This window comes from Occallatibacter gabretensis (assembly GCF_001449115.1).
Lineage (GTDB): Bacteria > Acidobacteriota > Terriglobia > Terriglobales > Acidobacteriaceae > Telmatobacter > Telmatobacter gabretensis.
Map to the genome: position 1 here is coordinate 102,773 of NZ_LAIJ01000009.1, position 12,427 is coordinate 115,199.

Annotated in this window: 12 protein-coding genes; 6 read left to right on the top strand and 6 right to left on the bottom strand. The window is 60.8% G+C overall.

Annotation, left to right across the window (positions count from 1 at the left end):
• Positions 1-48: 48 nt before the first annotated feature.
• Positions 49-1,053, bottom strand: coding sequence for an acyl-CoA desaturase (locus VO84_RS06855; protein WP_082661796.1), 1,005 nt, complete (start codon positions 1,051-1,053; stop codon positions 49-51).
• A gap of 158 nt (positions 1,054-1,211) precedes the next feature.
• A complete protein-coding gene (locus VO84_RS06860) occupies positions 1,212-2,768 on the bottom strand; it encodes a hypothetical protein (protein WP_157439768.1) in 1,557 nt (518 codons plus the stop codon).
• A 41-nt stretch (positions 2,769-2,809) separates the two neighbouring features.
• Between VO84_RS06860 and VO84_RS06865 the strand changes: the two genes are divergently transcribed.
• From VO84_RS06865 to VO84_RS06875, 3 genes are all read left to right on the top strand, one after another.
• Positions 2,810-3,286: a peroxiredoxin gene (locus tag VO84_RS06865; protein WP_058186766.1), complete on the top strand. Its 477-nt coding sequence runs from the start codon at positions 2,810-2,812 to the stop codon at positions 3,284-3,286.
• Between the two features lie 2 nt (positions 3,287-3,288).
• The gene (locus VO84_RS06870) at positions 3,289-3,993 is read left to right on the top strand and encodes a DNA-3-methyladenine glycosylase (protein ID WP_231737818.1); all 705 of its coding nucleotides are present in this window, start codon (positions 3,289-3,291) and stop codon (positions 3,991-3,993) included.
• Between the two features lie 127 nt (positions 3,994-4,120).
• Entirely contained in the window at positions 4,121-4,642 is a 522-nt protein-coding gene (locus VO84_RS06875; protein ID WP_197413934.1) for a c-type cytochrome, read from the top strand.
• Between the two features lie 81 nt (positions 4,643-4,723).
• Here the strand turns inward: VO84_RS06875 and moaC are convergent, their stop codons facing one another.
• From moaC to VO84_RS06890, 3 genes are all read right to left on the bottom strand, one after another.
• The gene (gene moaC / locus VO84_RS06880) at positions 4,724-5,206 is read right to left on the bottom strand and encodes a cyclic pyranopterin monophosphate synthase MoaC (protein WP_058186770.1); all 483 of its coding nucleotides are present in this window, start codon (positions 5,204-5,206) and stop codon (positions 4,724-4,726) included.
• Between the two features lie 8 nt (positions 5,207-5,214).
• Complete coding sequence (locus VO84_RS06885) at positions 5,215-6,447, bottom strand: molybdopterin molybdotransferase MoeA (protein ID WP_058186773.1); 1,233 nt, start codon at positions 6,445-6,447, stop codon at positions 5,215-5,217.
• A gap of 104 nt (positions 6,448-6,551) precedes the next feature.
• Positions 6,552-7,745 (bottom strand): tetratricopeptide repeat protein, encoded by a 1,194-nt coding sequence (locus tag VO84_RS06890; RefSeq protein WP_058186775.1) that lies wholly within the window; start codon positions 7,743-7,745, stop codon positions 6,552-6,554.
• Between the two features lie 210 nt (positions 7,746-7,955).
• Here VO84_RS06890 and VO84_RS06895 point away from each other — a divergent pair, with 210 nt between their 5' ends.
• The 3 genes from VO84_RS06895 to VO84_RS06905 all read left to right on the top strand — a co-directional run bounded on the left by VO84_RS06895 (position 7,956) and on the right by VO84_RS06905 (position 11,099).
• Entirely contained in the window at positions 7,956-8,453 is a 498-nt protein-coding gene (locus tag VO84_RS06895) for a GNAT family N-acetyltransferase (protein ID WP_058186776.1), read from the top strand.
• Positions 8,450-9,790 carry a methylenetetrahydrofolate--tRNA-(uracil(54)-C(5))-methyltransferase (FADH(2)-oxidizing) TrmFO gene (gene trmFO, locus VO84_RS06900; protein ID WP_058186778.1) on the top strand — a complete coding sequence of 447 codons (1,341 nt, stop codon included), beginning with the start codon at positions 8,450-8,452 and terminating at the stop codon, positions 9,788-9,790. Before VO84_RS06895 ends, trmFO begins: the two co-directional genes overlap by 4 nt.
• 91 nt (positions 9,791-9,881) lie before the next feature.
• On the top strand, positions 9,882-11,099 hold the full coding sequence (locus VO84_RS06905) for a DUF6599 family protein (RefSeq protein WP_058186781.1): 1,218 nt from the start codon (positions 9,882-9,884) through the stop codon (positions 11,097-11,099).
• Positions 11,100-11,105: 6 nt separating this feature from the next.
• Here the strand turns inward: VO84_RS06905 and VO84_RS06910 are convergent, their stop codons facing one another.
• Positions 11,106-12,410: a class I SAM-dependent rRNA methyltransferase gene (locus VO84_RS06910; RefSeq protein ID WP_058186782.1), complete on the bottom strand. Its 1,305-nt coding sequence runs from the start codon at positions 12,408-12,410 to the stop codon at positions 11,106-11,108.
• Positions 12,411-12,427: the final 17 nt, after the last annotated feature.

A 12,427-nucleotide genomic window follows, 5' to 3' on the forward strand; every position in this document is an offset into this window, starting at 1 on the left:
GACCCCGAAGGGGTCTGCGGCTTAATTTTTAGAACCGAACTCTGTGGTTTACATTCCCGCCGGCCGCGGGTCCTTCGGATCATATTGCGCCACTTTAATCTTCCGCGCCAGACCCAGCTTCGAGAGAAGCCAGATTCCCCAAAAATTCGGATCAATCTCATACCACCTGAGCCCGTGCCTTGCGCTTACAGGATGCGCGTGATGGTTGTTGTGCCAACCCTCGCCGCCGGTCAGCAAAGCTACCCACCAGCTATTGCGCGAGTCATCTTTCGTCGGGAAGCGCCGGCTGCCCCACATGTGCGTTGCAGAGTTCACCAGCCACGTCGCGTGAAGCCCCAGCGTCACGCGAAGTCCCACGCCCCACAACACCATTGCAATCCCGTTCAGCAGCCCGCCAAAGTACCATCCACCGGCCAGGAGAAGCACGCCGCTGGCTACGAGGGGTACCCAGTGATACTTGCTCAGCCACATGTGAAACTTGTCTTTCCGCAGGTCCGGCGAGTAACGAGCCAGTGCCTCGGGCTGCGAGTGCAGGCTCTGTCCGAAAAGAAGCCAGCCCGCATGCGCCCACCATCCGCCCTCATGCGGCGTATGCGGATCGCCTTCATGATCGCTCATCTGATGATGCACGCGATGGGTAGAAACCCAGAAAATCGGTCCGCCCTCAAGCGACAACGTCGCGCACACCGTCATCACGTACTCCAGCCACTTCGGCACATGATAGCCACGGTGCGTCAGCAGGCGGTGATAGCACATGCCGATGCCCACGTTGATCGCCAGAATGTAGAGAATCGCGGAAACAGCCAGCCGCTGCCATGAAAAGAAGAACAGTGCCGCCAGCGCAGCCACATGAAACGCGGCCATTGCAATCAGGGTGCCCCAGTTCACTCCCGCGTCTGCCGCGGCATTCTTGCCCATCTTCACCTGCTCGCGCGCCGGCACAACGTGCACCACAACGGATGCGGAAGATCCTGGCGCCTTGTGCAACGGTGTGGCAGGAACAATCGTGGTGGTTTCTTCGACGGTAGAAGGGGCAGGTACGACGGTTGCCATTCGGTAGGGTGTCCTCACGCGAGTGGAATAAATATTCCACTCTTGTCTAAATTGTATCTGAGCAAAAGGTGAAGCGCCGCGGCGTAAGCCCCTATTTTTTGCTGCTCATAAGCGCCAGTACCGTTCCGGGCAAAGTTTTGCTTCTAGCACTTTTTTTCTTAATCCCCGCTTATTGAGCCGTATGCGCTGCCGCTCGTCACAAAAATCTGCTCCGTCACTCCCCGCGCCACGCGATACAGCGCAAACTGCCGCTGCGTGGCCCCTCGCAACTCAAAGAGCAGCTCCCCGCGGTTATCCGCAAGCGCGTCCACAGCATCCACCAGAATCATCCGCGGCGTCTCATCCAGATGCGCTGAATCCGTTACGCTTTTGAACAAAACCCTAAGTCCGCCATACAGATCCGGCTGCCCAATCAGCGTGACATACCGCTCCTTGCCGGGCCCATTCGATACTCGCGCCGAAAACACCAGCGTCGCACCCGATCCATACGCCAGCTCGAAGACCCGAAATTGTTCAGCCTCCAGCGCCACAGGCGTCGGAGCCGGCTTCGTCGTTTTCTTCGCAGTCGTGCTCGTCCCGGCTCCCGTCCCGCTGCGCTTCACGGTGCTGCTTGGACTCGTTTTTGAACCCGCGCTGCTCGACGCGCCTGAAGTTTTGGCCGAACTCTGCGCCTGCCCCGGCAGCTGCAGCGCAATCCGCGCCTGGTCCTCCAGCGCCTCCTTCATCTTCTCTTCGTCATCCGGATTAGCCCACGTAAATCCCCAGGGATGATCAGGCTTGTCTTTCTGGTCGGAGACTCCCACCACCTGTCTCATATCCGACGGCATCCCCATCAGGCTGGGCAACACCTTCAGGCTCTGCGAGTTATCCTTGCCCCGCTGCAATCGCGGCCTGTCCGGGTCACTTACACCTGGCAGCGCATCCGCGTGCCCGATGTCCTCATCATCCGGGTTCTTCGCTTTCTTCATCACCGGCCGGTCGCTGCCGGATTGCCCGGAATTGCTTCCAGAGCCGGTTCCAGACCCGCTCGTCGCCGAATCGTCCGAATTCTTCTTATGCAGCCGCGGCCTGTCGGAATCGTCCCCAGATCCCGAAGTCGTACCCGAACCAGAACCGGCGCTACCCGTGCTGTCCTTCGCGCTCCCCTGCCCCGCACCCGATCCAGTACCCGCCCCGCCGCTCTGCGAATCATCCGCATGCTTCTTCCGGTGCAGTACTGGCTTATCGTCATCCGCGCTATCGTCATCCAGCTTCGCAGTCGCCGCAAAAGCCGGCCGCGCCGCTACCGGAGCCTTCCACTCGCCGTATCCCACCCATGAGCCCATCTCCTGGCCCGCATTCTTTACGTCAAACCGCCCTACCGTGGCCCCGTTCTTCGTCAGCAGGTATTCAATCTCGCCCGCTAGAGCCAGTGGCTGCGGCCGCGCCAGGTAGAAACCCGCATCCTCCAGCTTTTCCCCGTTATAAATCGAAATCGGAATTAGCCGGCTTGTCTTGATCTTCCCCGGCACGCCCGGCTTCGCCTCTTCGCCCGTCCACTCCATTACCGCCACCGCGCGCAGCGGCGGCGCGTCCTTTGCCTTCTTAGCCGCCTGGCCTGCTGCCTGATTCGCCCCCGAGCCTCCGTATTGCGCCCACGTGCACACGCCCATCAGCAGCGCCGCCCATGACACAGCAAGGCCGGTTCGTAAATAATGGGCTCGGAAAGAATGCAAACTGTACCTCACGTTCTTCATCCTACTCGAGGGGTTGCGCCATGGAACTGAATCAGAAAGTCGCAAACTTCACTCTACAGACCGACGAGGATAAAACCGTCAGTCTCTCCGATTATGCGGGCTCCCCAGTTGTTCTCTTCTTTTATCCTCGCGCCGATACGCCCGGCTGCACCATTGAAGCCTGCGGGTTCCGCGACCAGTTCAAGAAACTCCAGTCCGCCGGGGCCGTCGTCCTCGGCATCAGCCGCGACACCGTCAAGGCACAGGCCAAATTCAAGGCCAAATACGATCTCCCTTACACACTCCTTGCTGATTCAGACGAGAAATTGATCAATCGGTTTGGTCTCATCCGCGATGCAACCATGTACGGCAAGCCAGTCAAGAAGGTCGCGCGGACCACTTACTTGATCGCCCCGGACGGCACACTGGTCCACATCTTTGAGAATGTTAAGCCCGAAGGCCACGCCGAAGAAGTCCTCGCGCTCCTTAAAGATTGGAAGAAATCTCACAAGGCCTAGCCATGCCACGCACAAAACAGGGCGTCCCATCCATGCAGCGCACTTTGCTGCACGGGTGGGATCAACTGACTCCGTTCCCGCGCAGTTTCTACGAACACCCTCCCGAGCTCGTAGCGCCGCGCCTGCTCGGCAAACTCCTCGTCCATCGCGTCCGGGGCAAAATCCTTGCCGGCCGCATCGTCGAGGTTGAAGCCTACCTCGGTCCGCACAACAATCCACCGGATCCCGCAGCCCACACTTATCGCGGTCCCACGCCGCGCAACGTCGTTCTCTTCGGTCCTCCGGGTTACGCGTACGTTTACTCCATCTACGGCCAGTACTACTGCCTCAACGTCTCCTGTGAGCCCGATGGCGTGGCCGGTGGAATCCTCTTCCGCGCGCTCGAACCAGTGGCTGGCCTTGACGCGATGGCGCGCAACCGCGGTCTTGCGCCGGATGGTAAGCCCAGCCTGCTCACCTCGGGTCCTTCGCGTCTTTGCCAGGCCCTCGGCCTTACGCGTGCACAACACAATGGGCTCGACTTCACCAGCCAAGGCTCGCCGCTGCAGATCGTTGACGACGGATTCCCAGTTCCCGAGCCACACGCCGAGTTGCATACCAGCCCGCGCATCGGCATCAAGCACGCCATCGACTGGCCACTTCGCTTCAGCCTCGCCGGCCATGATTGTGTCTCCGGCCCTCGTCGCGGCAATGGCGTAAAAAAATAAGCCTCTGCCTGCGAAGCAGAATTTAGCGGCTGCATAAAAGTCTTTTGGCTGGACAAAATATCGAAACTCATCGCGTAAAATTTCGTCAGCTAGACTAGCGACTCACTTCACGAGGGATTCTTCTATCTTGAAACGTACAGCCTTTGCCCTTTCCGCATCGGTCGCAGTGGTTGCGGCTGCTATTGTCTCCGCCTCAGCCTTCAGCCCGGTGAACGCCGCTCAGCAGCCCGCCACTCAAGCACCTGCTGCGCAGGCGACCGCGCCGCACGTCCATCCCCCGAATCCAACGCCCACCAATCTCCAGGTCCTGCCCAAGAACCTTACCGGCGACCAGGTTCATGAGATCATGCACAAGTGGGAAGCGGACCTTGGCGGAAGCTGCTCCACCTGCCATGCCGCCGATCCCAAGAACATTGGCCCCAACGGACGCCCACGTCTGAACTTCGCCGATGACTCCAAGCCTGAGAAAGCCACCGCTCGGCTTATGTACAAGATGACCGAGGAGATCAACACCCAATACATCAGCAAGGTGGACAACTCTGGCGATCCGGTCACCTGCGGCACCTGCCATCGCGGCCATCTCGGCCCGCAGCCCTTCAAAGCGACCGAAGATCATGATCACGATCATCCCGCCACTCCGAAGCAGTAAGTGCAGCTTTTAGCTCCTAGCTTCTAGCCACTGGCTTACGTTGCCGGTGCAAGTCACGGTTCTTTACAAACCGGCTAGAAGCTAGGAGCTGCGTTTCCACTCCCCAGATTTCCCGCCCGTCTTCGCTTCCAGCCGCACCTCGCGGATCACAATCCGCTTATCCAGCGCCTTGGTCATGTCGTAGACCGTCAGCGCCGCAACGCTCGCTGCCGTCAGCGCCTCCATCTCCACGCCTGTCACGCCCACCGTTGCCGCCGTAGATGTAATGCGCACCCCGCCAGGCACTATCTCCGCCTGCACATCCACATGCGTCAGCGCAATCGGATGGCACATGGGGATCAGCTCGCTCGTCCGCTTCGCCGCCTGAATTCCCGCAAAGCGCGCAACCTCCAGCGGATTCCCCTTTGGATTCGCAGCCATAGCTGCCAGCACCGCATCTGAGATCTCCACAAAAGCAGAAGCTGTGGCAGTTCTCCGCGTCGCCGCTTTGCCGCTTACGTCCACCATCTTCGCTTCGCCGCTTTCGTCGTAGTGCGAAAGTCTTCGCGCGTCTGTCTCCGCCATAACCTTCCTCAAAACTGCAGAGTCCTTACCATCTCACCTGCTTCCAGCCACTTCGCGCTCTCCGGAACCATCAGAAAACAGTTGGCCCGTGCAAAAGCCGCAATATCCCCGGACCCGTGCGTCTCCACTGACTGCACTCCTCCACCGGCCTCGCAATGCGCCGGAACAAACCGTGTCAACCCTGGGTTGCCCTTCACTCCGCGCTCCAGATGCGCCAGCACCCAGCGCGGCAATGAGCCCCTTCGCCCCGCCAGAGCTGCCAGAACCGGAGCAGCAAAAAGCAGAAACGTCGCCGTCGAAGAGATAGGATTTCCCGGCAGCCCAAAGACCGGCTGCGAAACATCGCCGCGCGGAATCTCCCCAAAAACTACCGGCTTTCCCGGCTGAATTCGCGCTCCGGTGAAATGAAACTTCGCTCCCAGCCGCTCCAGCGCCGGTTCCACCAGGTCAAACCGCCCCGCCGAAATTCCGCCGGAAAAAATTACCATATCCGCAGCAGCCGTCACATACAGAGCCTTGTCCAACGCCTCCGCCGAATCCCCAATCGCCGGCATCGTCACCGCGTGCCCGCCAAACTGCTCCACCAACGCGGTCAGCATTGGCGCGTTCGAGTTGCGAATCTGCCCCGGCCCTGGCTTCTCTGTCACAGCAACCAACTCATCCCCGGTGGTCAGAATCATCACCCTGGGCTTGCAAAAGACCTCAAGCTCGGCATACCCGCATGCTGCTGCCGCACCAATTTGCGCTGCGCCCATCCATGTGCCCGCAGGCACAATCTCGTCGCCCGTGCGCGCCTCCGCACCTGCGAGAACGATATTTTCCCCTACCTCAAGCTTTCTCGGAGACACCAGCCGAATCACATCCGCCTCAGCCTCCACGTGCTCCAGCATTGCCACGGCGTCTGCGCCCGGTGGAACCGCCGCACCGGTCATAATCTCCCACGCAGTTCCCTTGATAAGCGACTCTGGCGCTGGAGCGTCCCCGGTCCGCGTCGATCCGGCCACCTCCATCCATTCATACCGATTCGCATCTTCCGCCCGCACCGCATAGCCATCCCGCGTTGATCGCGCAAACGGCGGCATTTCATGGTCCGTCCGGATCGGGACAGCAAGAATCCGCCCGGCAGCCTCATGCAATCCCACGCGCTCAGTCTGCGCAACGCACGCCAGTTCCGCCGCGCGCGCCGACACAATCGCTGCCGCTTCCTCGTAGCTGGGCAATGAAGCAAGTGCTGAACTCATGCAGGAAATTCTACGTCTCAAAAACAACTTCGGCTCTCCGGCACAACGCCGAAGAGCCGAAGTTGAAAAACTAGAAGCTAAAAGCTAGCAGCTAGAGGCTATCTTTACGACTTCTTCCCTGCCTTGTATGTGCTCTGGATCTTCTGCCCGGCCGAATCCAGAATGCTCTTCGCATCGACGGCATACGTTCCAGTCGGCGCAAGCTCCAGGTACTTCTGGTAAGCCTCCGCGCAGCCAGGAGGCAGCACGATCTTGTTCGTCTTCGGGTCTACCGTCGCGTTACCCACCAGCCCCTGGCCCTTCAGGTAATAGAGCAATGGATTGGTCGGGTCGGCGGCAATCGCCTTATCCGCCGCTGCCACCTGCGCCGCCGCGTTGCCCGTCTGGTAGTAAATCACCGTCTGATTCTTCAGGTACACCGCCGCGGACTTGGGGTTGGCCGTTGCCGCAGCGTCATACGCAGCCGTTGCCTGGTCCACCTTGCCCGTGCGCGCATACAGTTCGCCCAGTCCGCTCTGCGACAGGCCCTGCACTTCCAGATTCGGCTTCTTCGATCCCGCTTCCATCTCCAGCGCCTTCTTGAACGCAGCCTCGGCCTCGTCGTACTTCTTCAGGCCCAGCTTTGCCTGGCCCAACCGCGCAAAAATAATGGAAACGTCAGTCCGCGTTCCGGCCGCGGTTGCGTCCTTCTGCATGATCGTTTCCACGTCGGTGAACTTCGCCGTTTTGATCTCGCCTACTTTGGCGTCAATTGCCTGCTTGGTAGCGCCTGCGCCCAGCTCCTGGGCCGCCGTCGCCGACGCCGCATCGGCGTCCTTGATGTCCTGCACCACCGCGGCCAGATCAGCATTGAGCTGCTTGGTCAGCGTGTTGGCTGCCATTGCCGAAGAGTTTTTCTGCTTCAGCTCCTGAAGCTGCTTCTGCTGTTCCGGAGACAGCTTTTTAATGTAGTCCGGACGGCTCAGGTCGAAATCCTGCACTATGGACTGACCTGCCTCAATCTTTATGTTGTCAAACTGGTCGACAATCTTGTCCTTCGGCGTAGTCTGATCACGATAGAGCACGCTGTATGTGCCCGGAGCCGCGTCACCCGTATAGTCGCCGTTAGCATCCACCGGGAAGGTGTACTTATCGCCCGAGCTGTCGACCCTGAGGCTCACCGTACCGTTGCCCTGCGCAGTGCCCACTGGATTGGTAATGTGTCCGTGAATCTTGCCCGCTGGGCTGGCATTCTGCGCCACCACTGGCGTTAAAGCCAAGCCGAGCAGGCCGAGGCCCAGTATAAGAATCCGCTTCATAGTATTTCTCCTTGGCAGGCAGCGGCGTCAGCGCCACTCACCCAGATATCGAAACCGGTATCCGCTCCGCGCTCTTCCGTTCCTCGCAGTTGCGGCCGGCGCATCCTGATATAGATGCGCCTGTAGCACTGCCCAAGGTAAATCAATCCCCGCGCCCACTACAAGAGCGCGCAGTATTCCGTGTCTCGCATCACGCCATAAAATAGCTGCATGGCCGAAATCACCATCCGTCCAGCCCGCCGCGAAGATGTCGCGCTCATCCTGCGCTTCATCCGTGCACTGGCCGTCTATGAGCGCGAGCCGGACGCCGTTGTCGCGACCGAAGAGACTCTCCTCGCCCACGGCTTCGGCCCCAATCCCTACTTTCACTGCATCCTCGCGGAGCTCGATGGCTCGCCCGCCGGCTTCGCCTTCTACTTCTTCGATTACTCCACTTGGCTTGGGGCACCGGGGCTCTACCTCGAAGACCTATTCGTTGATCCCGCCTTCCGGGGACTGGGCCTGGGTCGCGCGCTGCTCGAACGCCTTGCCCAGATTGCCATCGAACGCGGCTGCGCCCGCATGAAGTGGGAGGTCCTGGACTGGAACACCCCCGCCGTCGACTTCTACGACGCCATGGGCGCCGAATTCCTCGACACATGGCGTAACGTCCGCCTGAGCGGCGACGCTCTCAAGCGTCTGGCAGGTCAGGAGACTTCAGCACAATGAAAATCCGTGTCATTGGGGGCGGACTCGCCGGCCCTGAAGCTGCCCTCACCGCCGCGCGCCTTGGCTGCGAAGTTGATCTCTACGAAATGCGCCGGATGGTCAATGGCACGCCGCATCTCACTCCCGCGCACCAGACCACCGAATTCGGGGAGCTCGTCTGCTCCAACTCCCTCAAAAGTGAGTCTCCCAACACCGCGCCCTGGCTCCTCAAAGAGGAGATGCGCCGCTTCGGCTCGGTCCTGCTGAAAATCGCCGACGAAACCGCCGTTCCAGCAGGCCACGCCCTCGCCGTCGATCGCGTCGAGTTTTCCCGCCGCATCGAAGCCGCTATCGAGGCCGAGCCGCGCATCCGCGTCTTTCGCAAAGAAGTCACCTCACTCGATTCCGATGAGTGCACGATCGTTGCCTCCGGCCCGCTCACCTCGAACGCGCTCAGCCAGGAGATTCTTCGCATCACCGGCTCCCAGCATCTCGCCTTCTACGACTCCATCTCGCCCATCGTCGAGGCCGATTCCATCGAAATGGAGCGCGTTTACTTTGCCGCCCGCTGGGACAAAGGCACCGCCGACTACATCAACTGCCCCTTCACCCGCGAAGAATACGATCGCTTCCTCGACGCGCTTCTGAGCGCTGAAGCGGCGCAGGAAAAGGAATGGGAAAAGCTCGACTACTTCGAGAGCTGCCTGCCCATCGAAGTCCTCGCCAGCCGTGGCCGCGATACTCTCCGCTTCGGCCCCATGAAGCCCGTCGGCCTCACCGATCCGAGAACCGGCAAATGGCCTTACGCAGCCGTCCAACTCCGCAAAGAAAATCTTCGCGCCGACTCCTACAACCTCGTCGGCTTCCAGAACCACCTCAAGTACGGCGAGCAGGCCCGCATCCTCCGCCTCATCCCCGGCCTTGAGAACGCCAAATTCCTCCGCTACGGCCAGATTCATCGCAACACCTACATCTGCGCCCCGGCGCTGCTGGATGAGTCCCTCCGGCTTCGTCAGCAACCCAACATCCTGTTCGCGGGGCAGATCTCCGGCGTTGAAGGCTACACCGAATCCATCGCCAGCGGTATGCTTGCCGGTCTATACGCAGCGCGCCTTGCTGCCGGAGCCGAGCCCATACCGGTTCCACGCTCCACCGCCCTCGGCTCGCTGGTGCATTACATCACCCACTCCGACGCCAAGGACTTCCAGCCCGCCAACATCACCTTTGACCTGCTGGAGCCGCTCGAAGAAGACCTCCGCAAGAAAATCCGCGACAAAAAGGAGCGCCGCCGCATCCAGTGCGAACGCACTCTCGCCGCCTTTGACGCGTGGAATGCCGCGCAGCTTCAAAATGCCTGACGGATCGCCGGGAACCTTTCCAGCCTCCGCAGTGTCCAACGTAGAAGGCAGCTCCCTGCCCCACGCTGTACCCTTAAGGTTGGAGTTCTTCATGCGTTTCCTTGCCATACTCGCCTGCGCTGCCACATTCACCGCTGCCCAGGCACAATCCACGCCGAAGGCCCAATCGCCAGTACCGCCGGCTGCAAATGCAGCCCCGCAATCGCCCGAGAAACCGCTGTTGCCTGGCGCCTTTGCCGGTTGGGTGACCAATGAGGCTCCCAAGACCGTCTCCGATCCCGCCCAGATTGATGCCGCCAACGCCGCGCCGCTCAAGGAGTACGGCTTTGAGAGCGGCATGACGGCCACCTACAAGCGCGATGATGAAACTCTTACCATCAAGGCTCTGCGGTTTCCTGACGTCAGCGGCTCCTTTGGCGCGTATGGGTTTTATCGCGACGCCAAGTGGCCGAAGGAGCAGATCGGCTCCGGCGCGGTTTCGAATGGCAACCGCGTCGTTTTCTGGCGCGGAGCCACTGTCATCGACGCAACCTTCTCCAAGGTCCATCCCGAATCCGCTTCCGAACTGCGCGAGCTCGCCGACACGCTTCCCTCGCCTTCCGGCAACAAGGCGCTGCCTCCGCCCATCCTGTCCCTGCTGCCCAAGTCCGACCGCGAGGACCAAACCGCGCACTACGTCAAAGGGCCGGATGGCTTCGCGCTCATCCCCAGCAAGGGCCTGGAAGGACTGAGCCCCCATTACGCGCTTGGGCCCGCAGGTTACGCAGGCTCCGGCGGCGTGCTTCCTGCAAGTCTCGTGGGCTTTGACCGGGATGCGGAAGCCGTGACCGCGAGTTACGCGCTCTCCTCTGGCCCTGCCACGCTTACGCTTATTTCGTACCCCACTGCGCAGATAGCCACTGCTGCAGAAACCCAGATTCGCGCCTATATCCAGTCCGGCGGCAAAGGGCAGACCCCGTTCACCAAGCCGCTTCAGGATTCTGATCAGGCCTCGCTCGAAGTTCGCCGCACCGGCCCGATTGTTGCCCTTGTCAGCGGAGACGCCGTTCCCGATGACAGCCACAAACTGGTCCAGAGCGTTCACTACTCCTCTGACCTGACCAAAATGCCCATGCCCGGCATCTCCGAGGTGGCTAAAACCGGGTCCCTGCTCTACAACATCGCCATGTTTGTAGTCGTTATAGGCGGCGCGGCGGTTCTGCTGGGGCTGTTCCTTGGTGGTGGTCGCGCAATCTACCGCATGGCCCGTGGCAAGCCTGCCTCGTCGATGTATGAGGCTGAGTTCACCAGCCTCGACCTGCGCGAGTAGACGGCGCTATTCGACTTCCAGCACAAGGCATTTGAGATATTCCGTCTCCGGCAGGTTCAGCACTACCGGATGGTCAGGAGCTGCCATGCGACGCTCCAGGACCCGCACGCGCCGATGCGCGTCCGCTGCCGCAGAGGCCACCGTGCCCTCAAGGGCTGGCCAGTCCACATGATGGGAGCAGGAGCAGCTCACCAGAAGGCCGCCCGGCAGCGCCATCTTGAGCGCACGCAGGTTCAGCTCTTTGTAACCGCGGAGCGCACCTTCGACGGCCCGCCGCGTCTTGGCAAAGGCCGGCGGATCGACAACGATCGCGGCGAAGCTTTCCCGCGCATCCGACCAGTCGCGCATGAGATCGAAGGCGTCGGCTGCAATCCAATCGACTTCAGCCGAAATCTGAGCCCGATTGGCCTCAAGATTCCGCTCCGCAATTTCGAGCGAAGCATGCGAAACATCCACGCCCGTTACGCGCTGGCAAGCCCGCGCCAAATGCAGGGCAAATCCACCCTGGTAGGTGCAGACATCGAGTGCCCGGCCTGTCGCCCCGAGCTTTTGCGCCCATTCCGCGGCGGCTGCATAGTTCAGGCGTTGATCAAGGAAGGCTCCGGTCTTTTGCCCGGCATTGGCGTCAAACTGAAACATCAGCCCGTTGAGGTGAAAGCTCGTCTGAGTCGCTGGAACCTCAGGATCGGCAGCCCACAGCGGCGCCAGCGAAGGAACGGAAAGCCCTTCAAGCTCGCGGATGCGCGGATCGGGCCGTTCCAGAATGGATGCCGGCTGCAGCTCCTCGCGTAGTGCCAGGACGCATGTCTCACGCACGTGGGCCGAATCGAGCCCGCGCGCCAGAAGCTGCAGAATCACCAGGTCGCCGTACTTGTCCACTACCAGCCCGGGCAGCTCGTCGGCCTCACTGAAGCAGAGCCGGCAGGCATCGGTGCTTTCATTCATCATCGGCAGCCGTCTTTGCACAGCGGTCCGCAGCCGCTGCCCGAGCTCTTTGAGCCACTCTTCAGGGTCAATTGCCGTACGGCTTATCATTCGCAACGCAATCTGCGAGGAAGGACTGTAGAGCGCTGTGCCGAGCAGCAATCCGCGGTTGTCTGCCACGGGTATCAGTGCGGGAGTTTCGCCATCACCCACCGAAACGGATTCCACATCCGAGGCGTAGACCCACACGTGGCCCGCGCGCAACCGGTCTGACGCGCGGCGGCTTATCCTTGCGCCCAACGCGGGTGCAGGCGCTAACGGGGGCGTGATTTCTGCCGGTTTTTCTTGTTTTTTGCGTCGTGCCGCAGGCTGTTTTTCGCGTGCCATTTCGACCTCGACTCATC